19 protein-coding genes and 1 tRNA gene are annotated in these 20,769 nt (G+C 62.2%); 12 read left to right on the forward strand and 8 right to left on the reverse strand.

The genetic code is table 11. The features are described 5' to 3' along the window. Window positions 1-144: 144 nt before the first annotated feature. On the forward strand, window positions 145-915 hold the full coding sequence (locus KVO92_RS16990; RefSeq protein WP_217477286.1) for a WecB/TagA/CpsF family glycosyltransferase: 771 nt from the start codon (window positions 145-147) through the stop codon (window positions 913-915). A 52-nt stretch (window positions 916-967) separates the two neighbouring features. On the opposite strand, the gene KVO92_RS16995 is transcribed toward KVO92_RS16990, so the two are convergent. From KVO92_RS16995 to KVO92_RS17005, 3 genes are all read right to left on the reverse strand, one after another. Further along, a complete protein-coding gene (locus KVO92_RS16995; protein ID WP_217476714.1) occupies window positions 968-2,284 on the reverse strand; it encodes a lipopolysaccharide biosynthesis protein in 1,317 nt (438 codons plus the stop codon). Window positions 2,285-2,515: 231 nt separating this feature from the next. Continuing rightward, window positions 2,516-3,082 (reverse strand): DUF488 family protein, encoded by a 567-nt coding sequence (locus KVO92_RS17000; protein ID WP_217476715.1) that lies wholly within the window; start codon window positions 3,080-3,082, stop codon window positions 2,516-2,518. Continuing rightward, the gene (locus tag KVO92_RS17005; RefSeq protein WP_217476716.1) at window positions 3,079-3,294 is read right to left on the reverse strand and encodes a DUF2945 domain-containing protein; all 216 of its coding nucleotides are present in this window, start codon (window positions 3,292-3,294) and stop codon (window positions 3,079-3,081) included. The genes KVO92_RS17000 and KVO92_RS17005 overlap by 4 nt, the downstream gene beginning before the upstream one ends. A gap of 517 nt (window positions 3,295-3,811) precedes the next feature. Between KVO92_RS17005 and KVO92_RS17010 the strand changes: the two genes are divergently transcribed. The 6 genes from KVO92_RS17010 to KVO92_RS17035 all read left to right on the forward strand — a co-directional run bounded on the left by KVO92_RS17010 (window position 3,812) and on the right by KVO92_RS17035 (window position 9,473). Then, window positions 3,812-5,965 (forward strand): glycoside hydrolase family 5 protein, encoded by a 2,154-nt coding sequence (locus KVO92_RS17010; RefSeq protein WP_217476717.1) that lies wholly within the window; start codon window positions 3,812-3,814, stop codon window positions 5,963-5,965. A 449-nt stretch (window positions 5,966-6,414) separates the two neighbouring features. Beyond that, window positions 6,415-7,251 carry a hypothetical protein gene (locus KVO92_RS17015; RefSeq protein WP_217476718.1) on the forward strand — a complete coding sequence of 279 codons (837 nt, stop codon included), beginning with the start codon at window positions 6,415-6,417 and terminating at the stop codon, window positions 7,249-7,251. 56 nt (window positions 7,252-7,307) lie between these two features. Continuing rightward, on the forward strand, window positions 7,308-7,697 hold the full coding sequence (locus tag KVO92_RS17020) for a phage holin family protein (RefSeq protein WP_254621564.1): 390 nt from the start codon (window positions 7,308-7,310) through the stop codon (window positions 7,695-7,697). Continuing rightward, window positions 7,694-8,500, forward strand: coding sequence for a DUF3618 domain-containing protein (locus KVO92_RS17025; RefSeq protein WP_217476720.1), 807 nt, complete (start codon window positions 7,694-7,696; stop codon window positions 8,498-8,500). The genes KVO92_RS17020 and KVO92_RS17025 overlap by 4 nt, the downstream gene beginning before the upstream one ends. A gap of 88 nt (window positions 8,501-8,588) precedes the next feature. Next, window positions 8,589-8,664, forward strand: a tRNA-Thr gene (locus KVO92_RS17030). Window positions 8,665-9,080: 416 nt separating this feature from the next. Continuing rightward, entirely contained in the window at window positions 9,081-9,473 is a 393-nt protein-coding gene (locus tag KVO92_RS17035) for a GFA family protein (RefSeq protein ID WP_217476721.1), read from the forward strand. 138 nt (window positions 9,474-9,611) lie between these two features. On the opposite strand, the gene KVO92_RS17040 is transcribed toward KVO92_RS17035, so the two are convergent. The 3 genes from KVO92_RS17040 to KVO92_RS17050 all read right to left on the reverse strand — a co-directional run bounded on the left by KVO92_RS17040 (window position 9,612) and on the right by KVO92_RS17050 (window position 12,964). Beyond that, window positions 9,612-10,091, reverse strand: a complete 480-nt coding sequence (locus KVO92_RS17040) for a VOC family protein (RefSeq protein ID WP_217476722.1) — start codon at window positions 10,089-10,091, stop codon at window positions 9,612-9,614. Between the two features lie 363 nt (window positions 10,092-10,454). Continuing rightward, window positions 10,455-11,696, reverse strand: coding sequence for a polysaccharide pyruvyl transferase family protein (locus tag KVO92_RS17045; RefSeq protein ID WP_217476723.1), 1,242 nt, complete (start codon window positions 11,694-11,696; stop codon window positions 10,455-10,457). After that, window positions 11,693-12,964: a lipopolysaccharide biosynthesis protein gene (locus KVO92_RS17050; protein WP_217476724.1), complete on the reverse strand. Its 1,272-nt coding sequence runs from the start codon at window positions 12,962-12,964 to the stop codon at window positions 11,693-11,695. The genes KVO92_RS17045 and KVO92_RS17050 overlap by 4 nt, the downstream gene beginning before the upstream one ends. A gap of 364 nt (window positions 12,965-13,328) precedes the next feature. Here KVO92_RS17050 and KVO92_RS17055 point away from each other — a divergent pair, with 364 nt between their 5' ends. The 5 genes from KVO92_RS17055 (at window position 13,329) to KVO92_RS17075 (ending at window position 17,545) form a co-directional block, all read left to right on the forward strand. Then, window positions 13,329-14,204: a YihY/virulence factor BrkB family protein gene (locus KVO92_RS17055; protein ID WP_217476725.1), complete on the forward strand. Its 876-nt coding sequence runs from the start codon at window positions 13,329-13,331 to the stop codon at window positions 14,202-14,204. Between the two features lie 184 nt (window positions 14,205-14,388). Next, entirely contained in the window at window positions 14,389-15,504 is a 1,116-nt protein-coding gene (locus tag KVO92_RS17060; protein ID WP_217476726.1) for a glycosyltransferase family 4 protein, read from the forward strand. Continuing rightward, entirely contained in the window at window positions 15,497-16,261 is a 765-nt protein-coding gene (locus KVO92_RS17065; protein ID WP_217476727.1) for a DUF2334 domain-containing protein, read from the forward strand. The genes KVO92_RS17060 and KVO92_RS17065 overlap by 8 nt, the downstream gene beginning before the upstream one ends. Then, window positions 16,258-17,250: a lysylphosphatidylglycerol synthase transmembrane domain-containing protein gene (locus KVO92_RS17070; RefSeq protein ID WP_217476728.1), complete on the forward strand. Its 993-nt coding sequence runs from the start codon at window positions 16,258-16,260 to the stop codon at window positions 17,248-17,250. The genes KVO92_RS17065 and KVO92_RS17070 overlap by 4 nt, the downstream gene beginning before the upstream one ends. Window positions 17,251-17,353: 103 nt before the next feature. Beyond that, complete coding sequence (locus tag KVO92_RS17075; RefSeq protein WP_217476729.1) at window positions 17,354-17,545, forward strand: CsbD family protein; 192 nt, start codon at window positions 17,354-17,356, stop codon at window positions 17,543-17,545. 60 nt (window positions 17,546-17,605) lie between these two features. On the opposite strand, the gene fdxA is transcribed toward KVO92_RS17075, so the two are convergent. Together fdxA and mutS are read right to left on the reverse strand one after the other, a co-directional pair. Beyond that, a complete protein-coding gene (fdxA, locus tag KVO92_RS17080) occupies window positions 17,606-17,929 on the reverse strand; it encodes a ferredoxin FdxA (RefSeq protein ID WP_021206625.1) in 324 nt (107 codons plus the stop codon). Between the two features lie 130 nt (window positions 17,930-18,059). Next, a complete protein-coding gene (gene mutS / locus KVO92_RS17085; protein WP_217476730.1) occupies window positions 18,060-20,633 on the reverse strand; it encodes a DNA mismatch repair protein MutS in 2,574 nt (857 codons plus the stop codon). Between the last annotated feature and the right edge of the window lie 136 nt (window positions 20,634-20,769).

Genomic DNA, 20,769 nt, shown 5'->3' on the forward strand with positions numbered 1-20,769 from the left:
CACAGGCCGGCATTGTTCAGTTTTCCCGGCAAATCTTCCATGCGGGCGTGACACGACGCTAGGCGTGCTGCGCCGCAAGGTTCCGACATACATTTCGTTTTGCAGACAGAGAAGCTACTTATGAAAAATCCCGTCACCAAAAGGATGGATCCTTTGATAGGGAAGCTGAAACTATTGGATGAGACGGACACAGGCCCTTTTATTTCCGAGCTGAAGAAGCGGGAGTCGCCCACCATTCTGGGCTTTCTCAACCAGCACGGGTACAACATCGCGCAGCGCCACACGTCGGTGCTGGACAGTTTTCTGCAGGTCAATTACCTGCTGCGCGACGGTATCGGTATCAAGATCGCCTGCCTGTTCAATGGGCGCGACCCCAAGGCCAACCTGAACGGCTCCGACTTTATCCCTGAGCTGATCGAAGATCTGGTCGGCGATTCCGAGGATCGCTATGAACTGTTTGCCATGGGCACCCGCGAGCCGTGGCTGAGCGATGGCGCACGCAAGCTTTTCGGGGATCGTCGCTTCCATGCGATCGATGGCTTCAAGCGGGCCGAGGAATACCTGGAGTTCTACCGGCAGCACCATGTGCCGGGGCGCTTTCCGATCATCGTGCTGGCGATGGGTATGCCCAAGCAGGAGCATGTCGCGCTGCATCTGCAGAAGGCGATGAACACCCGCGCGTTGCTGATCTGTGGCGGGGCGATCCTGGACTTTTCGGCGCAGCGCTTCCCGCGTGCGCCGATGCTGTTCCGCCGCTTTGGTCTGGAATGGGCGTTCCGCATGCTCATCGAGCCGCGCCGCTTGTTCAAGCGCTACGCGGTGGGCATTCCGTTGTTCTTCTTCTACCTGTCGCGCAACGTCTTTTCCGGCGCGCGTCGTGTAGACGGCTGGAACGCGCTCAAGCGCGAACCCTGACCGCCGCTGAGCAAGCTCGCCAGGGAAGGGCGGCTTCGCTGCATGGTGCAAGTTATCCCGCCGCGCGTGGAATCACTCTCAGCGTTACCAGCAGGCTGAACAGATAATGCGCTGACAGGGCGATCGCGTAGAGCCCTATCACCGTGTTGATCGGCAGGTCCAGGACATACCCGGCCGCGAAGGCGGCTATCGTCAGTGCAGTTCGCTGCAGGTTCAGCATCAGATGCAGCCGTTGGCCCTCGAACACCGACAACAAGTGGGATACCGGAGCATGCATGAACTGGAACAGCAGGTAGAGCGCCAGTACTGAGGCCAATTCCCCCGCGAGGCTCCACTGGGCCCCGAACATCAACCCGAACAGCGGGGCGCCGAAGAACAGCAGCAAGAGCGTCGGCGCGAGCGCGAGCAGCAGCAGCCGCTTGATCACCGAGTAGGTCACGCGTCGGATAGCGTCTGGGCGTTTGCGCCCGATGGTGGCGATTTCGGCGTAGTACGCCTTGCTGGTCGAGTGACCCAACAGGTTCATCGGCAACGCCAGCGTCATCATCGCCAACCCAAGTTGCCCCGTGGTCTGGGCATCGTAGAGCGCGGCGGTCAGGAGCAACGGTGCCTGGCTGGCAAAGAGCTGCAGCAGCTGTGACGGCAGCCGATAGATCGGAAAACTCCGGTAGTACCTCAACATGCACCAGGCCCGCTTGGGCGTGACATGCCGCCAATAGCCCCTGACATCCTTCCCAAACAGCCGAATCAGCGACATCGTCCCCGCGCCGGCGCCCAACGCCTGGCCCGCCAGAAGCCCGAGCGGCTTCAGTCCGAGTAATCCCAACGCAATCTTTGCAATTGAACCCACGGCACTTTGCTGGAGCTGCGTGCGCGCGATCGCCGGGTAGGCGCGCCGCCGTACGGCCCAGATCAGCAACACCTCATACAGCCCGGCGCTGAACAGCGCGACCAGCAGAATCCAGACGTAAGGGATCAGTGCCTCGGCCGAGGCCAGCTTCAGCAGCGCGGGCCCTGTCCACCAGAGCAGCACCGCCATGGCCAGAGTCATCACCACGACCAGGCAGACCGAGATGGCCATCAGTGTCATGGCGGCGCCGTCCCTGCGCGGCAGCGGCACAGCCAGTTCGTAGCGCAACGTCAAAAGTGGCGTGAAGATCAGCAGCAGGGCGGTGAATACCGAAAGCGCCCCGAAGTGCTCCGGGGCGTAGATCCGCGTGAGGATCGGTATGCTGGCCAGGCCAACGATCCTGGCCAGCCCATTACCGACCGCCAGCGTAGCCATGCCTTTGAATACCTTGGACGAAGCATCACCCGTGACCCATAGCTTGGCCACGGTGCGCTTGCCGACTCGATAAAGGTCTGACATCGAGCTCTCCTCCCTGATGAGCAGCTGCTAGACAAGCGTGCGCTCAGTATTGCCGCCGAGCATCGGCCAAACGGCTGACTCGACGGGTCTCGTTCCCGCGCGACTTGGCGGCTGTTGGGTTCATAGGAAGCGATAAAAGCTGGAAAGTTCAGCGCACCCGGATCATGGGCGAGGCAGGCAGTCGGCGCGAATACCGGAACGGATACGGCTGGCGTCCACCGAGGGGAGGGCTTATCGCGTGACGGAGGTCTTCAGCGGCACGCCGGCAGATTCGTCATAGGTCAACCCATCCTCGTCAAGCCTCGCCGGTGTGGTAAACGGATGAGTTGTCAGGTGCTGTTCGTCCTGGATATGCAGCACTTCCACGCCGCGCAATTTCAGCACATCCGACACAAGGGCGCGGTGGCAGCGCCACCAGAGCACTTCGGCGCACATCATCGCGGTGCGTCGCTCACTGGCCAGGCGCAGCAGGCGCTGCAGCCCGGCGGCGAACTCCTCGCTGCGCACATGCTCGGCATACCCCCGGAACGATGCATTGCGCCAGCCGCTTGAGCTCGGTCCCGGTGCGGCCCGACGCCTCCCACCCAGTTGCTCGATCCACTCATAGGCAATTCCGCGTTCGCTGAGCGCGGCCTCAAGGTTTGCCGAGGCGAACTGCGGCCAGCGTTTCGAGCCCGGGAAGCGACGGACGTCGGCGATGGCTTGAATGCCAAAGTGTTCCAGGATCGCGATGAACGCCTCGGACGTGCGGGTGGAATGGCCAATCGTCCAGATCTGCGGCGGCTCGTGGGCAGTCATTCGATCTTGCTCAGCGCGCTTCCCTTGTGCATCGCCACGTGATCTGTCTTGTCGCTCGCGATCTCGTATTGCGGTTCATCCGGACTCGCTCGGCGCGTGTGACCTTTATAGTCGGTGTCCTGCGTATGCACCCGGACGATGCGCCCCGTCACATGGCCTGCCTCTGAATTCCAGCGGACATGGTCGCCAACCTTGAATTTCTGCTGCGCCATAAACGATTCCCCAGTCTGTCGGTGGGCTGCGAGGAATAACGCAGGCGGAAACACCTCTTCCTCTCTTATAAGCGGACCGGAAACGGGGCTGCCTTGCTTTGACCGTTCGTCGGCTAGATCCATAGCAGAATCTGGATTCTGTGACGCGGTTAATTCAAAAAAATGACGCCGAAGAGCTATTAGCGAAACGTTTTAAAGCGGCTGAAGCACTATCAAGATTGATGGCAATTGGACATGTTCTAATAGCGGATTAATGGCCGGTCAAAAATGTGACGTAGAGTTGGCGATCTAAACCCGTCAAAAAAATTTTGAGTGTTTCGATAAACCTATTATAAAGGCGCCACGCAACGGATTGCCGGATTAACCCACTGGTAGTCCGGCGTTCGTTGCAACGCGGTTCGTCCGGTTGCGCGAATGATGCCCCTGCTCCAGTAAGCGCCTGCACGACTTAATTACAACTCCCGCCACTTTTTTAAAGGCTTCGGCCTTTTGAAGTATTAAGTTCCGGAGAGACTGAATGTCTATCAACGTATTGACGGGTGCCCCCCGCGCACTCGCTCGTTCCATCGCCCTTGCTGCCCTGTTCGGCGCTGTTGTGTTCACTGGCGAAGCGGCTGCTGCCATCACCGTAAGCGCGTCTTCGACGGCCGCGTTCACCTCGAAGATTAATACCTTCACCAGCAACGATTTCCTCAATGGTGTATGGCGCCGGACTGCCGCGCTGTCCGTCCCGGCAAGCTCCGCCGCGATCGCTGCGTTCAAACCGGGTGTTCAGATCAAATTTGCCGACGGCCAAGTACGCAAGATCACCAAGGTGTACGTCGTTGGTAGCAACCTCAGCATTTATGTGGACGGCGCCCTGCTCGATGGCGCCAAGGTCGGCGCGCCGCATACCGTCAGCACGGCGGTGGCGTCCGTAGAAGCACCGGCTACCTCGGCTCCGGCTCCGACCCCAACAGCGCCCGCCCCGAGCAGCACCCTCTCGGTGGCTGTGAACAATTTCACCAGCACCGATTGGGATCGCGGGATCTATCGTCGCTCGCCCGGTTTCTCCATCCCCGATACCGCCTCCAACAAGGCTGCGTTCGTTGTCGGTGCGTCGGCTAAGCTGGCGGACGGTCAGGTGCGTAAAATCACCGCCGTCTACGATACGGGCGCCAACCTCTCGATCATGATGGGTGGCTCGTTGTTGTCTGGCAGCGCCGTCGGTTACCCGAAAGTCGTCAGCGTGGTGACCAGCACTGGCACCACCACGTCGCCCGCCGTCACTCAGCCGGCTCCGACTCCGACTCCGGCTCCGGCTCCTGCACCGACCGCGCCCGCGCCCAGCACGACCTATTCCGCCGCGCTGAACAGCTTCACCAACTCGGACTGGGACAATGGCATCTACCGCAAGGCGGCCGGCTTCTCGATCCCCGACACGGGCGCCAACAAATCCACCTTCGTGGTCGGTGCGTCGGTGAAACTCGCTGATGGCCAGGTTCGCCAGGTCGCTGCCGTCTATGACGTGGGTGATCACCTGTCCATCATGCTGACCGGCTCGACACTGTCCGGCAGCGCGGTGGGTTACCCGAAGACCATCAGCGTGGTGTCCAGCACCGGCGGCACGACGGCGCCCACCAGCCCCGCTGCACCGGCACCGGCCCCTGCGCCAACGCCAGCACCGGCTCCGGCACCCACCACACCGGTGGTCAGCGATGGCAGCGGTATCGATCTGGTCGGCGTGAACTTCGGTTCGGGCGTGTTCGACCCGGCGAACGTTCCGGGCATCTATAACAAGGGCTATACCTACGCCGACGAGTCCTACTACAAGCGTCACGCCGGCCTTGGCTTCAAGCTGGTGCGCCTGGGCTTCCTCTGGGAGCGCATCCAGCCCAAGTTGGGCACTGAACTCGACGCCGCTGAACTGGCGCGCATCAAGCAGTCGCTGGATTACGCCCAGAAGTACGGCATCAAGGTCATCCTTGATATGCACAACTACTATCGCTATTACGGCAAGGTGATCAACTCTCCTGAAGTGCCGCGCGCTCAGTTCGCCGAAACCTGGCGCAAGATCGCGGTACAGGTATCCAAGCACCCGGCCCTGTATGGCTATGGTCTGATGAACGAGCCGTACAACACCGGCAACAACCTCTGGCCGCAGACTGCTCAGGCTGCCGGGCAAGCGATCCGTACGATCGATCCGACCAAGTGGATCATGATCGCCGGTGACCGTTACTCCAGCGCCTACCATTGGCAGAAGTACAACACCCAGCTGATCAACGACCCGTGGATGCGTGATCCGAAGAACAACCTGGTCTACGAAGCGCACCAGTACCTGGACAGCGACTTCTCGGGTACCTATCGCAACACCGCCGAAACCTTCGCCCCGAACCTGGGCGTCGAGCGGGTCAAGCCGTGGGTCGAGTGGTTGAAAGCCAACAAGCTGCGCGGCTATCTGGGTGAGCATGGCATTCCGGATTTCTCCCCGTCCGCCGTGGTCGCTACCGACAAGCTGCTGGCTTACCTGGCCGAGAATTGCATCCCGAGCACCTACTGGGCTGCCGGTCCTCGCTGGGGTGAAAACATCATGGCGCTGGACGTCTCCAGCGGAAAGTACCGCCCTCAGTTGGCCCCGCTGCAGAAGTACGCTTCGGCCAAGAAGACCTGCTCCACCATCGGCCCGCTGTAACCGGACCGGTATATATAAAGAAACGGGCCCTCGGGCCCGTTTTTTTTTGCGCCTCGCCGCGGTGCTGGGCTAATAGAGCATGCAACTCGTCGGCTGCGGTTTCGCTCGCCGTTGGTCCTGGAAGTTTGTCTTGAATAACAGAAGGTTATTATCGCAGCGTTGGCCGTTTCGCTTAATGGCCTCAGCGCTACGCTTAATGGCAGTAACTACGCGGCTCGTAGCGATAATGCGTCAAGTTGCTATCAACGCTGTTGTTAGAGATGCAGCCGTTAGTTCCGTAATTTTGCAAATTGTTTGGCCCCTTCGAGCGGTTCGAAATAATGGAACTCGAAAATAGGGGCCCGGTCACCTTATATGTGCGCACTTAAATACGCAGCTCGCCGTTGCCATTGCGACTGTGTTCCTACGGACCGTGGTCTTACGGCCAAGCCATACAAAGGTGAATCCAAATGACGACACCCGACGAAGAAATCACCGGTTACGGTGGCCAACCCAAGACCGGCCCCAACTCCGCCGCTTCAACCTCAACTTCAACCTCGACCAGCAGCCAGTCGACATCCGGTCCAACCTCCGGCCAGATCGCCGAGGATGCCAAGGCGAAGGCCAGGCAAGCGGCCGACGAGGTGAAAACCCGAGGCAAGAGCCAGCTGGAAGGTTATCGCGAAACAGCGGCCGACGAGCTTGAAAAGGTCGCACAAAGCGCCAAGGCGGCAGCCCACGAGCTGGAAGAACAGGACCGCCTGGGACTTTCCAATTATGTGTCGACCATGGCTCAGAGCATGGTCAGGCTCTCCGATGACTTGCGTGGCAAAAGCGTGGATGAGCTGTTCCAGGACGTGAACCGGCTGGCCCGTAACAATCCGGGTCTGTTCATCGCCGGCAGTGTCGCTCTCGGTTTCGGGCTCACTCGCTTTGCCCGTGCCTCCGGCAAGCGCGCCAGCCAAGGCGACTACGGCTACTCGGAGTCCTCCAGCGTTCGTGACGACTCATCGTTCGATGCGCAGGGTTCCGAACAAAGCGCGCTCAACGATCGCCTGCGCACCGGCGAGCCGGGAACGGTCGGCAGCATCAGCAACGCAGGCACTTCATCAGTAGCGGGTACTTCCCGCAGTTCCGCGTCCAGCACCGGAACCACCACGACCAGCACTGGCGCAGGTCTGGGTACAGGTTCCGCTGGCGTTGGCGGCATGGGCGGCGGCACTGGCCTGGGCTCCAATTCGGGGAATGGACTTGGCTCCAATTCCGGTCGAGACGGTAAAGGTACTGACGGAGGGCTATACCCATGAGCGAAGCACGCAAGACAACAACGACCACCACTACGCTCGGCACGCCTGAGCCGACCATGCGTCCCGAGAACGATACCTCGGTAGGCGGCCTGCTGCGGCAGCTGACCCACGAAGTGCCGTCCTTGATCACCAAGGAACTGGCGCTGGCCAAAGCGGAGCTGAACGAATCCCTGCGCGCGACCAAGGCCGGCGCCGCCAGCGTCGCCACGGGCGGGGCCGTGCTGCTCGGCGGCTTCATCGTCCTGCTGATGTCTGCAGTCTATGGCCTGAGCAAGGTCATGGAGCCGTGGCTTGCCGCGCTGATCGTCGGCGGCGTCGTCGTGGTGATCGGCCTGATCATGGTGTCCGCCGGCAAGAAGAAGTTCGAGGCGTCGTCATTCAAGCCCGAGCGCACCATCCACTCGGTCAACAAGGATAAAGAAGCTGTCAGGGGGCACACGTCATGAGCACTCGTAACCAGATAGATGCCGAAGCACAAAAGGATCCCGCCGAGCTGGAGCGGGAGATCGACCAGCAGCGAGCCGAGATTGGCAACATCGTCCATGCGCTGGAAAACAAACTGTCTCCGGGCGAGCTCATCGATACGGCGCTGGGCTACGTGAAAGGCGGGGGCGGGGAGTTCTTCTCCAACCTGAGCAACACGGTCAAGGCCAATCCGGTGCCGACGGTGCTGACTTCCATCGGCCTGCTGTGGATGATGGCCGGGCAGAATCGCCAGCCACATTCGAACGTGACCACCACCGGTTACGGCGCCAGCTCATCCGGTCCGTCGATGGGTGAAAAGCTCTCGGCGAAAACGGCCGGGATCAAGCAGCACAGTGCCGAGCTCAAGGACAAGGCCAGCCAGATGAGCCACAGCGTGTCCGAGTCGCTTGGCAATGCACGGAGCCGGGCCAGCGATTCCAGGCGCCACGCGTCCGAGCGGCTGCGCGGCGGTGCTGACCGCGCCCGTGGTGGTTTCAACCATCTGCTGCAGGAGCAACCCTTGGCGCTCGGTGCCATTGGCATCGCGCTAGGCGCTTTGCTGGCGGCTTCGGTGCCACCGACGCGTCGTGAGGACGAAGCGCTGGGTGAAGTCAGCGACCGCATGACCGATCGGCTTCGCCACAAGGCCGAGCAGGGGTACCAGAAGGTATCGGCCAAAGGCGAGGAAATGGCCGAACAGGTCAAGCACAACAGCAACCACGACGCGGGACGTTCCACTACCAGTGGCACCACCAACTCCACCGGCTCACCCGCCGGGCTGTGACGCTGCACGACGCCGCGAGACGCGACGTCATTTCGCCGATGCAGGCCTTGAGTCTGCATCGGCGAAATCAGATAATGCGCCGCTCCAAGCCGGTGTAGCTCAGTAGGTAGAGCAGCGCATTCGTAATGCGAAGGTCGGGGGTTCGACTCCTCTCACCGGCACCACGATCAAAGGGTTAGCTTCGGCTAGCCCTTTTTCGTTCTGGCGGATGCCCAAGTCTTGTCCATCACCTCAGTAAAACCAGCTTCGGGCGGTCATGGCTGAGCCGTGTTGAGACGCCCAATATCATGCCGGTGCGTTGCGGTGTAAGCACTTCGAGCCTGTGCATGCCGGCCGGCGTCTCGCCTCGTGACGTAATGGCGGGCGATGGCAGCAACAGTTCGTCTCGGTCCAGGCCTCGTTACCGCTGCCACTTCGTTTGCAATGACTGGTCCCCAGTCTTCTACGCTTCTTACCTGTCTGGCCGTTGGGCGTAGTGTCGGCGTGGGCGGTGATACGCCTTTGATCGCTCGGCACTTGCGGTGTGCGTATCGATCGCTCCGGGTAGTCAACACCTCTTGAACGTTCTGAGGAGAAGCTCGTGGATTCATTCACAGGAGGCTGCCTGTGCGGCAATGTCCGGTTGGTGGCAACGGGGCGCCCGTACCGTGTCGGTCTATGTCATTGCCTGGACTGCCGTAAGCACCACGGCGCGCTGTTCTATGCGGCGGCGGTGTTCGCTCAGGAGGCGGTGACGATCGAGGGGGAGGCGAGCGAGTACGCCGGTCGCTACTTTTGCCCCCGGTGTGGCTCGTCGGTCTATGCACGCAGCGGGGACGAGGTCGAGGTTCACCTGGGCGCGCTGGATTCCCCGGATCAACTGATGCCGACCTATGAAAGCTGGGTCGTTCGCCGCGAGTCCTGGCTGCCGGCGTTTCCAGTCGCCAAATGCTACCGGGGCGATCGCGAGGGCAGCGGGCGCTTCGAAGACTAGCGGTGCTGGGAAACGCCGCGCTTGGCGGCAGCCTGAACGCCTGTTGCGTTCATAGGCGCGGCGCCGCCAGCCGAGGCCGCTTGGCGTTGCCTATGGCCAGGGCGTTGCGCAGCGCCCCGGCGCTCAGGCGAGCATCGCCTAGGAGGCCAATGCCGCTTCGATGGCGGCGATGTCGATCTTCTTCATGCCCATCATCGCGTCGAATGCGCGCTTGGCCGCAGCCCGGTCGGGGCCGGTTATCGCGGCGGTCAGGATCCGTGGGGTGATTTGCCAGGACAGCCCCCACTTGTCCTTGCACCAGCCGCAGGCGCTTTCCTCGCCGCCATTGTCGACGATGGCGTTCCACAGGCGGTCGGTTTCGGCCTGGTCGTTGGTCGCGATCTGGAACGAGAACGCCTCGCTGTGCTTGAACGCAGGGCCGCCATTCAGGCCGAGGCAGGGGATGCCCGCGACGGTGAACTCAACCGTCAGCACATCGCCTTCCTGGCCAGACGGGTAGTCGCCAGGTGCATGCATGACCGGGCCGACGGCGCTGTTGGGAAATGTGGCGGCATAGAAGGTTGCGGCCTCCAGCGCGGTGCCGTCATACCAGAGGCAGATGGTATTTTTGCTGTTCATAGGGCTCCTCCGCAGCGCAGGGCGGACGGCCGGGCACCTCGTCGAGGTGAGCGCGTCGAATCTGGTCGGCGTCGTTCAGCGCTCGGCTCGGCACACTCGGTCTCGTGCCGACCCGCAGTTGATGTCGTATTGCGTCCAGCAAGCGTAGACCCATATGGGTGCGATGGTGGGCCCGAATGCGTCAGGCCGGCACTCGGAAATAGTAGGGGGCACTGGGGTATTCGAACGGTGGGCGGCCCGCAAGGGCAGGGGGCCGCGAGCGCCGCTGCCGATCAGACGATCAGACGATGCTGCCCGTCCGGTATGCAGGCGCGGCACAAGGCCGCCTGTTCCAGGCCCTATGCCGCGGTACGGATGCTAACGTCAGTTGGTTGCGACGGCGGCGCGCGCCTTGTTGCCCCGGTCAGGCGATTCGTCGCGGGCCGGCGCCTGATCATAGAGCTCGACCATGTGATCGAGGTTGGCACGCACGCGACTCTTCATGGCCTCGACCACGGCGCGCAGTTCGGCTCGCTGTGTGTCACCGAAGGCCTTGATCAGGTTGGCGCCGATCTGGCTGATCTGTGGCACCTCGGCGAATCCGCACGACTGCTTCGGTACCCAGGTTTCGAGGAAGCTCGACAGTTTGATCACGCGCTGAGGCAGCAAAGCGATCTGCGGTACGGCATAGGCCAGCGCGGTGATTGCACCGTGCAAGCTGGTGCCACAGTAGAGTTTGCTGGTGGCGATGCAGCGGATGATGTCGTCGATATTGCCGCTGTCGACGCGGTAGGCGCGCTCATCGCCCAGCAGGCTGTGCAGCTTGTCGAGCGGGCCGTCATCGGAATGCCCCGGTGCTTTACCGATGGTCAGCAGGGCGATCTTCAGCCCGGTGGTGACGTTCAGCTCGGTCAGTTGCTGAGCAATCGCTTCGATGCGCCGCTTGGCATGGTGATCGGAAATGTGGAACACGATGTGCCCGGGTTCGTCCGGGGTCGTCGGCTGCACGAAGATGTCCGAAATCAGGATGGCGCTGTCAGGCACCAGGTTGTGTTTGATCCCCAGCTTGTCCAGCTCGGCGGAGGTCTCGCGGTCGCGTACCGAGACATAGGTGCAGTCGTTGAGGTTGCGCTTGATCGCCTCGTGGATCAGCGGCTTCTTGCGGCTGATCTCGTTGCCACCCACACTGTTGTACATCACTTTGTAGCCGGGCAGATCACGCTCGCCCAGCACCAGCGGGATGTCCGAGGGAATGGAGGTGAACAGGCGGCTCAGGCGGATGAACGCCTTGTGGCCGATCAGGTAGGGGCTCGCCTTGATCGGGTAGTAGATCGCCTGCGGCGCCAGGTAGCCGATGATGCTTTCCCACTGCGCCGTCAGGCACTCGCCGCCCGCTACGATGAGCATCGTTTTCGGCTGCTGACGTGTCGCCTCCAGCGCTTTTTTCAGCGGGATGGTCGGCAGCGCGCCATAGCTGGACAGGTCGGACTTCTTGGTTGCCGCGACCAGAACGCGGAAACGGCCATTGGCTTCGAGATAACGCTTGAGGACGATGGCAAAGAGCAGGTCGCCATAGTTGTGCCGGTCATAGGCTCCGTAAGCGATTACGTTAACCCGGTCAGTCATGGCGTCGGACTCCTTTCGATTTGTTTGAACTGTAAATAAAGCAGGGTGTTCTTCACGGTCAGCGCCACGGCCGTGGCGAAGCAGGCGCCGTTGACGCCATAGCGCGGGATCAGAATGAGGTTCAGCGCCAGGTTGATCACGCAGGCGGCGATGTTGTTGTGTAGGTAGCGACGATGGTTGCCGGTCATGGTCATGAAGATGCCCAGCGGGCCCGCCGCCAGGACGAAGAAATAGCCCAGCGCGAGCACCAGCAACGGGAACACCCCCTGGTCGCGGTACTCGGGGCCGAACACCGTGAGGATGTATTCACGCAGCAGGACGATGGCGAGCAGGATGACCAGGGCGAGGGCGAGCATGAACCGCGAGTATTTGCGCACCATGGCGAATGCCCCGGCATGGTCGCGCTGCGCCCAACACTTCGAGATGTGCGGGCCGATGGTGCCGTTGATGATGAACAGCAGCGTGGTCGAGAGGGCGGCAATCTTCGCCGCGACGTAGTAGACGCTGACTTCGCTGGCCGAGCGCAGTACCCCGAGCAGCAGCGTGTCGGACAATTCGATGACGCTGTTCATCACCGCGATCAGCATCAGCGGCACGCACAGCACCAGCATCTCGCGCCAGCCCAGCCCCGGTGTGGCGTCCGCCTTGGGCAGGCTGGCGCTGGCACGCCATATCGAGCCTGCGATCGCCAAGGCATAGCTGATGGCGAAGCAGGCGGCCACGGTGCTCAGGTCGTTGTTGGTGACCGATACCAGCAACAGTGTCAGGGTGGGCTGGAAGGCGGTCTGCCAGAACAGCCCTTCGCTGGTTCTATGCTTGGCCTTGAGGGTTTCGCTGGCGATGCTGAGCAACGAAACGCCCAGGGCCGTGACGGCGAACAGGACGCTGGCGTGGGCGAAATATGCCTGGGTGGTTTCGGAGAAGTACACCACCACCAGGCCAATCAGAAAGGCCGGCACGTTCATCAGGGCAGCGAGGCCGAGTGCGCGATGAAAGTAGCGCCGCTGCTGGCCCTCGCTCAGGGAGGAGATGTTTTTCAGGCATGCGATATCGAGCCCCAGTCGTGCCACCAACGACAGGAAGATGCCCAGCGCCACGCAGAAGAACACCGTGCCCGCGAGCTCGGGAACCAGCAGGCGCGCCAGCAGGATGTTCAGGCCCAGCGTCGCGGCAGCCCCGCTGCCCTTGGTGAGGATCAGCTTGGCATATTTGATGAGGTCGGCTTTCATTCCTGGTTGGACGGCGTCCGTTGCACATGCCGATTTCATTCGTTGCTCCTGCGGCCGTAAATAACGACGTTAGCCATGTCTGGCGTATTCGGGCGGCAACTGCCGGGGCGAGTCGCGGCTCGAAACAAACCCGCCGCGCGGCAGTACCTCAGTCAGCGGGTCGCTGAATCGAGACTCCATCAAGAGCGTCGACCGGGCAGAAAGTTCCTTGGAAGGCCGGATCGCGACGGCTGCCGAATCGGCCCCTATGGAGCACATTCAGCATTGTGTGGAGGGTCGCCCACAGCGTCTGGCACTGGTGATGTCGTCAACGCGACCGCTGGGGCGGTACCCGCGAACTCTTGCAGAGCCGGGTCGTCCCATTTTTGAATGGGTGTGCTTTCTAACGATTGGGGGATGAGGAATGGCATTGCTGGAGACTCGCGGAATCGGCGGTTTCGAATTGTTGAAACGCACCTTCAAGGAGTTCAGCAATGACGACATGACGACCTATGCCTCGGCGCTGGCGTATCGGGCGATTTTTTCGCTGTTTCCGTTTCTGCTTTTCCTCATCGCCATGTTGGGCATGCTGGATCTGCAGAACTTTTTCGACTGGCTGCGTCAGCAGGTGTCGTTGGTGCTGCCGCCCGATGCGCTGGATCTGGTCAATCCGGTGATCGACCAGATGCAGACGCAAAAAAGCGGACTGTTATCGGTGGGGATCCTCGTTGCGCTCTGGTCCGCGTCGATCGGCGTGCGCTCGCTGATGAACGCGATGAACAAGGCGTACGACGTACAGGAAGGACGGCCGACCTGGAAGCTGATGCTGCTGGCGGTCGCGTACACCATCGGCATGGCGCTGATCCTGCTTGCCACGGCCGGCTTGATGGTGACCGGGCCGCAGGTGATGGAATGGCTTGCCGCCCAGGTGGGGTTGAAGGAGATCGTGGTGGTGCTGTGGACCTGGCTGCGCTGGCCGGTGATCGTGATCCTGATGATGCTGGTGGTGGCTTTGTTGTACTACGTCACGCCGGATGTCGAGCAGAAGTTCCGCTTCATCACGCCCGGCTCGGTGCTCTCGGTGATCGTCTGGATCGCGGCTTCGGTAGCCTTCGGTTTATACGTGCAGAACTTCGGTAACTACGACGCCACCTACGGCAGCATCGGTGCGGTCATCGTACTGCTGCTCTATTTCTATATTTCCGCTGCCGTCCTGCTGTTCGGTGCCGAGATGAACGCGGTAATCGAGCACGCCTCCGTCGAGGGCAAGAATGAAGGCGACAAGCGCGTCGAGGGGTGATGGCCGCCGAGCGTGAATGATCGATAAGCCGAGACGCTTGCGAACAACCGTCTAGCCCGGTGGTCCATTGATTTCATTGCGGAATCTTTCGGGTCTGGCTTTGGCTTGATGAGGCTGGTGGACCGCCCTTCGTCAGTTCGCCGTCCGAAGGCTGCGCATCGAGACCTCACGGAGACGCTTCATCTTGCACATCGCCGACATGACCATGTTCTACGCACCTGCCAGTGGTGGGGTGCGTACCTATCTCGAGGCCAAGCATCGCCGCCTGCAACTGTATTCGGGGGTTCGCCACAGTATTCTGGTTCCGGGCGACAGCTACAGCCATCAGGCCGGTATCTACCAGATTCCCGCGCCTGCCTTGCCCTTTGGCAAGGGCTATCGTTTCCCGGTACGGCGCGCGCCCTGGCGCAACCAGTTGCGCGCGCTGCGCCCGGATGTCATCGAGGTCGGTGATCCCTACATGACCGCCTGGGCCGCGCTGGATGCCGGGCGCCGTCTCGATGTGCCGGTGATCGGCTTCTATCACTCGGATCTTCCGCTACTGGTCAGCAATCGCATCGGCGGCTGGCTCGGCACCAATATGAACGGCTACGTCTCCCGCTTGTATGGCAGTTTCGATCGGGTGCTGGCACCTAGCGCGGTCATGGCGGAAAAGCTCAAGGCGCTTGGCGTCGGCAACGTCTACGTGCAGCCGCTGGGTGTCGATCTCGAGACCTTTCGGCCGGATCGGCGTGATCCGCAGCTACGCCGCACGCTCGGGCTGGATGAGGATACGCGGCTGTTGATTTTTGCCGGGCGTGGCTCGAGGGAGAAGAACATCGACGTCTTGCTGGAGACCGCTCGGTTGCTCGGCAAGCCGTATCACCTGCTGCTGGTGGGGTCGAGCATGCCCCATCGCGTGCCGAAGAACGTCACGGTGATTGACCGCTTCTGTCCCGCTTCCGACGTGGCGCGCTACATGGCCAGCTGCGATGTGCTGCTGCATGCCGGCAATCAGGAGACCTTCGGTTTGGTGGCGCTGGAAGCGATGGCCAGTGGCATCCCGGTGATTGCTGCCCGGGCTGGCGCGTTGCCGGAACTGGTGCCGTTCCATACCGGCCGGCTCTGCCGCCCGCTGGATGCGTCGTCTATGGCGCAGACGGTGCGCGAACTGTACGAGGAAGATCCTCGCCTGCTGGGTGCCCAGGCCCGTCAGCACGTCGAGGCCCATCATGCCTGGGACGCTGTGGTGGCGGGTTTGCTTGCGCATTATCACGCCGTTCTGGGTACGGCCGAGCTGCCGGTTGCCGTACATGGCTGAACGCAGTCTGATGCTGGTCTTGCATGACGTCGCCCCGGAAACCTGGGTGGATTACGAGCCGTTCGTTCGCGCGGTCGACGCGCTGGGCAACGTCCCGATCTCGTGGCTGGTAGTGCCGGATTTTCACCGACGCAACCCCCTCGAAGCGCATCCCGGATTCTGTCGGATGCTCGATGGTCGGTTGTCGCGCGGCGACGAGCTGGTGCTGCATGGTTATCGTCACGCCGACGACGCGCCAGCACCGCGCTCGCCCCGTGATTGGTTCATGCGCCGCGTCTTTACCCATGAGGGCGAGTTCTATCCGCTGGATGAGGCCGAGGCGTCGGCGCGTCTGCAGCAGGGCATCGAACTGTTTGCGCGGCTGCGATGGCCGCTGCATGGCTTCGTGGCCCCCGCCTGGTTGCTGGGGCCCGGTGCGAGGCGGGCGCTGGCCAAGACCGGCCTGACCTATACCAGCGACCCGGGGCATTTCTATTTGCTGCCCGAATACAGGGCTATCGATGCACCCGGTTTGGTCTGGAGCGCACGCAGTGCCTGGCGCCGTGGGGTTTCGCGCCTGGTCAGCGAGCGGATGCTCGAGCGCCACCGGCACGCGCCGGTGCTGCGCCTGGGGCTGCATCCGGTCGACATGCGCCACGAGTTTTCGCGCCGCTATTGGCTGGACCTGCTGACGCGCCTGCTCGCCGACGGCAGGCAACCGGTCACCAAGATCGACTGGCTGGGCCGATACCTGTCGACCTCGAGCGCGGTGGCATGAGCCGCCGCTGGTGGTTGCTGCTGGGCGCGTTGCTGGTTGCCGCGCTGATTCCTCTGTTGCTGGGCGGCAGCGGGCTGTTCGAGCGATTGCTGCAGTTTCCACCCTGGCTGCTGCTCGGCATGATCGGTATGGTCCTGCTCGGCTGGTACCTCAACGCGTTCCGTCTGCGCCTGCTGGTGGGCCGGCGGCGGCTGGGGCAACGCCGAGCCCTGGGCGTGGTGGTCGCCACCGAGTTCGCCATCTGCGCCACGCCGGGTGGCGCCGGCGGCCCCTTGACAATGATGGCCTTGTTGCTACGACAAGGCGTGGCGCCGGCCCGGGGCACTGCCACCTATGCGGTCGAACAGCTGACCGATCTGCTGTTTTTCGCCTGCGCGCTGGTGGGGGTGTTGATCTATGCGGTGACCCACTCGCTCAATAACTATATCGCCAGCCTGCTGGGGTTCAGCGCCGCGCTGCTGATCGGCTTGATGGTGTTGTTGGGGTTGCTCGGGCGCTTCCATCGGCAGGTGTTCCGGCTCAACGGCTGGCTGGTAGGCCGGCTGGGCATGAAGGCTACTCGCAAGCGCTATTGGGCGCGCAAGGTGCTGAGCTTTCGTAATGCGTTGCTGGAGTGCTTTCGTCTGCCGCGCGCTGTCTTGCTTTCGGTGTTCGGGCTGACCACCCTGCACTGGCTGCTGCGCTACAGCGTGCTGTATCTCACATTGCATGGGCTGGGCAGTCAGCTCGCCTGGGCCTGGACCTTTATCGTTCAACTGCTGGCGTTGACGGCTGGACAACTGAGCCTGCTGCCGGGAGGGGCTGGCAGTGCCGAGCTGGCCTCGGCGGCCTTGCTCACGCCGCTGGTGGGTAAATCGACCGCCGCAGCGGCCATTCTGATCTGGCGCTTCGTGACCTATTACTTCTACTTGATTGCCGGCGCGCCGGTGTTCCTGCATCTGGCCGGGCGTCCGCTGTTCAACCGTCTGGTGAAGGCGCGTAGCAGCTGAGCCGCGTTGGTTGGCCGTCACCCATACCGTTACTCGGAAAATCGAAACTATCTGGCATCGGGCTCAGTCCACTGAATAACCCATCAAGCAAGAGGAAGATGCCATGAGCAGTACCGAAGACAAGATGAAAGGCAACCTCAACGAAGCGGTCGGCAAAGCGAAGCAGGGCATCGGTGAGGCGACCGACAACGAGCGCATGAAGAATGAAGGGCAACGCCAGGAAATCAAAGGCGACGCTCAGCAGGTGAAGGGCGAGGCCAAGGACACCCTCAAGAAGGGCATCGACCGCGCCTGATACCGGCGAAACAAAAATGCCCGCATCTGCGGGCATTTTTGTTTTGGCGTCTGGACCGAATCAGCGTTCCAGGTGCTGCAGCTTGTCCTTCACACCGTCCCATTCCTCGGCGTCCGGCAGCGCATCCTTCTTCTCGGTGATGTTCGGCCAGACTTCCGCCAGGTCGGCATTCAGCTCGATGAATTCCTGTTGGTCGTCCGGTACCTCGTCCTCGGAGAAGATGGCCTGCGCCGGGCACTCAGGCTCGCAGAGCGCGCAGTCGATACATTCGTCCGGGTGAATGACCAGGAAATTCGGGCCTTCGTAGAAGCAGTCCACCGGGCAGACTTCCACGCAGTCGGTGTATTTGCACTTGATGCAGTTGTCGGTGACGACGAAGGTCATTTCTAGCTATCTCCTCGGGCGTGTCAGGTGGCGTTGCAATGACGCCCCCGTTCGGCAGGCTACGGCGGCACCAGGCAAATGCCGCATGTATCCAAAAAATGCGCGCGATTCTAGCAGCTTTTTTTAGCCGTCAGACGCGTGTTTTCAAGTTGTATAGCAGGTCCAGCGCCTGGCGCGGAGTCATATTGTCGGGATTGATACGTGTCAATTCCTCGATGACCGGGTGCGGCAGGCTAGCGAACAGGTCGTTCTGCATCGGCGGAGCCGGTTGACCCGCGGGCATTCTCGGCGTTTCGTGCGGCAGGCTGGTAGTTTCCAGCCGCGACAGATGGTCGCGTGCGCGTTGGATCACTTCGCCAGGCACACCGGCCAGCTGCGCCACCGCCAGGCCATAGCTCTGGCTTGCCGGTCCCGGCAGCACGTGGTGCAGGAACACGATGCGCTCGTTGTGCTCGGTGGCCGATAGGTGCACGTTGGCCACCACCGGCTCGCTTTCCGGCAGCACGGTCAGCTCGAAGTAATGGGTGGCGAACAGCGTGAAGGCGCGCAGCTTGGCCAGATGCTCGGCAGCGGCCCAGGCCAGCGAGAGCCCGTCGAAGGTGCTGGTGCCGCGGCCGACTTCGTCCATCAGCACCAGGCTGCGATCGCTGGCGTTGTGCAGGATATTGGCGGTCTCGCTCATCTCGACCATGAAGGTCGAACGGCCGCCGGCCAGATCGTCCGACGAGCCGATGCGGGTGAAGATGCGGTCCACCAGCGACAGCTCGCACGCCTTGGCCGGCACGAAGCTGCCGATCTGCGCCAACAGGACGATCAGTGCGGTCTGCCGCATGTAAGTCGACTTACCGCCCATGTTGGGGCCGGTGATCACCAGCATCCGCGTCTCGTCATCGAGCGTGAGATCGTTGGCGACGAAGGGCGTCTGCAGCACCTGCTCGACGACCGGGTGACGGCCTTGCTCGATCTGCAGGCAGGGATGCTCGACGAAGCGCGGGCGGTTGAGGTCCAGCGTCAGCGCGCGCTCGGCCAGGTTGCTCAGCACGTCCAGTTCCGCCAGTGCCGCGGCGCTGTCCTGCAACGGCGCGAGGTGGTCGATGAGCCGCTCGAGCAGTTCTTCGTAGAGCTGCTTCTCACGGGCCAGGGCGCGACTCTTGGCCGAGAGCGCCTTGTCCTCGAATTCCTTCAGCTCGGGTGTGATGAAACGTTCGGCGCCCTTGAGCGTCTGGCGACGGATGTAATCGGCCGGGGCCGACTCGGCCTGCTTGCTCGGCAACTCGATGAAATAGCCGTGTACGCGGTTGTAGCCGACCTTGAGGTTGGCCAGGCCGGTACGGGCCTTCTCCCGGGTTTCCAGGTCCATCAGGTATTGGCCGGCGTTTTCCGATAACGCCTGCAGCTCGTCCAGCTCGGCGTCGTAGCCGGTCTTCAGCACACCGCCCTCGCGGATCACCGCCGGTGGGTTGTCGATGATGGCTTTGGCCAGCAGCGCGGCGAGTTCCGGGAAGGTGCGGATGGTGGTGGCCAGCTCGGTGAGATGCGGCGCTACCAGTTCGCGCATGGCATCCTGCAACTGGGGCAGGGCGGCGAGTGCATCGCGCAGGCGCGCCAGGTCGCGCGGCCGGGCGTTACGCAGGCCGATCCGCGCAAGGATGCGCTCGAGGTCGCCGATTTCCTTGAGCTGCGGCTGGATCTGTTCGAAGCGGTAGTGCTCGAGCAGGCAGGTGATCGAGTCCTGACGGGCTTCGAGCACACCGCGATCCCGTAGTGGGCGGTTGAGCCAGCGGCTGAGCAGGCGACTGCCCATGGCGGTCTGACAGCGGTCGACCACCGATTGCAGGGTGTTGTCGCGTCCGCCGCCGAGGTTGATGTCCAGCTCCAGGTTGCGTCGTGTCGCACCGTCGAGAACCACGGTGTCGTCCAGGCGCTCATGACGCAGGCTGCGCAGGTGATGCAGCGCGGTGCGCTGGGTTTCCTTGGCGTAGGTCAGCAGGCAGCCCGCCGCGCCGATGGCCAGGGTCAGCTTCTCGCATCCAAAGCCTTTCAGATCCTGGGTGCCGAACTGCTGGCAGAGCCCCTTGAAGGCACTGTCGCGGTCGAAGTCCCAGGGCGCACGGCGACGCACGCCGCGGCGTTTTTCCAGCGGGAGGTTCGCCGGCCAGTCGTCGGGGATCATCAGCTCGGCGGGATTCAGGCGCTCCACTTCGGCCAGCAGGGTTTCCCAGCCGCCGAATTCCTGAACACTGAAGCGCCCGCTGGTAATGTCCAGCACCGACAAGCCGAAGAGTTTCTCGTCGCCCACCACGGCGGCCAGGAGATTGTCGCGATGCTCGTCGAGCAGGGCTTCGTCGCTGACGGTGCCGGGCGTGATGATCCGCACCACCTGCCGCTCCACCGGCCCCTTGCTGGTGCTCGGATCACCGATCTGCTCGCAGATCACCACCGATTCACCGAGCTTGACCAGTCTGCTCAGGTAGCCTTCGGCGGAGTGGAAGGGAATGCCTGCCATGGGAATCGCACTGCCGCCGGACTGGCCGCGGGCGGTCAGGGTGATGTCCAGCAGCTTGGCAGCCTTCTTGGCGTCCTCGTAGAACAGCTCGTAGAAGTCGCCCATGCGGTAGAACATCAGCTGGTCCGGATGCTCGCGCTTGAGTTTCCAGTACTGCTGCATCATGGGCGTGTGATGGGACAGGTCTTGTGACGACATATAGCTCGATACTTGAAGATGGATGCAGGAAGGGCCGCAGCGGCCTATGCGTGCCCCGGCGACCTTGCGGTCATGGCTGACGGCCCGGTTTGTGCCGGCCGAATCAAACCGGCAAGGTTAGCATGGGCTGGTGAGC

It is taken from the genome of Stutzerimonas stutzeri (assembly GCF_019090095.1).
GTDB lineage: Bacteria > Pseudomonadota > Gammaproteobacteria > Pseudomonadales > Pseudomonadaceae > Stutzerimonas > Stutzerimonas stutzeri_AN.

Coding starts and splice junctions, on each gene's coding strand:
- KVO92_RS16990 (WP_217477286.1), top strand. CDS start 145: ATGGATCCTTTGATAGGGAAGCTGAAACTATTGGATGAGACGGACACA.
- KVO92_RS16995 (WP_217476714.1), bottom strand. CDS start 2,284: ATGTCAGACCTTTATCGAGTCGGCAAGCGCACCGTGGCCAAGCTATGG.
- KVO92_RS17000 (WP_217476715.1), bottom strand. CDS start 3,082: ATGACTGCCCACGAGCCGCCGCAGATCTGGACGATTGGCCATTCCACC.
- KVO92_RS17005 (WP_217476716.1), bottom strand. CDS start 3,294: ATGGCGCAGCAGAAATTCAAGGTTGGCGACCATGTCCGCTGGAATTCA.
- KVO92_RS17010 (WP_217476717.1), top strand. CDS start 3,812: ATGTCTATCAACGTATTGACGGGTGCCCCCCGCGCACTCGCTCGTTCC.
- KVO92_RS17015 (WP_217476718.1), top strand. CDS start 6,415: ATGACGACACCCGACGAAGAAATCACCGGTTACGGTGGCCAACCCAAG.
- KVO92_RS17020 (WP_254621564.1), top strand. CDS start 7,308: ATGCGTCCCGAGAACGATACCTCGGTAGGCGGCCTGCTGCGGCAGCTG.
- KVO92_RS17025 (WP_217476720.1), top strand. CDS start 7,694: ATGAGCACTCGTAACCAGATAGATGCCGAAGCACAAAAGGATCCCGCC.
- KVO92_RS17040 (WP_217476722.1), bottom strand. CDS start 10,091: ATGAACAGCAAAAATACCATCTGCCTCTGGTATGACGGCACCGCGCTG.
- KVO92_RS17045 (WP_217476723.1), bottom strand. CDS start 11,696: ATGACTGACCGGGTTAACGTAATCGCTTACGGAGCCTATGACCGGCAC.
- KVO92_RS17050 (WP_217476724.1), bottom strand. CDS start 12,964: ATGAAATCGGCATGTGCAACGGACGCCGTCCAACCAGGAATGAAAGCC.
- KVO92_RS17055 (WP_217476725.1), top strand. CDS start 13,329: ATGGCATTGCTGGAGACTCGCGGAATCGGCGGTTTCGAATTGTTGAAA.
- KVO92_RS17065 (WP_217476727.1), top strand. CDS start 15,497: ATGGCTGAACGCAGTCTGATGCTGGTCTTGCATGACGTCGCCCCGGAA.
- KVO92_RS17070 (WP_217476728.1), top strand. CDS start 16,258: ATGAGCCGCCGCTGGTGGTTGCTGCTGGGCGCGTTGCTGGTTGCCGCG.
- KVO92_RS17075 (WP_217476729.1), top strand. CDS start 17,354: ATGAGCAGTACCGAAGACAAGATGAAAGGCAACCTCAACGAAGCGGTC.
- fdxA (WP_021206625.1), bottom strand. CDS start 17,929: ATGACCTTCGTCGTCACCGACAACTGCATCAAGTGCAAATACACCGAC.
- mutS (WP_217476730.1), bottom strand. CDS start 20,633: ATGTCGTCACAAGACCTGTCCCATCACACGCCCATGATGCAGCAGTAC.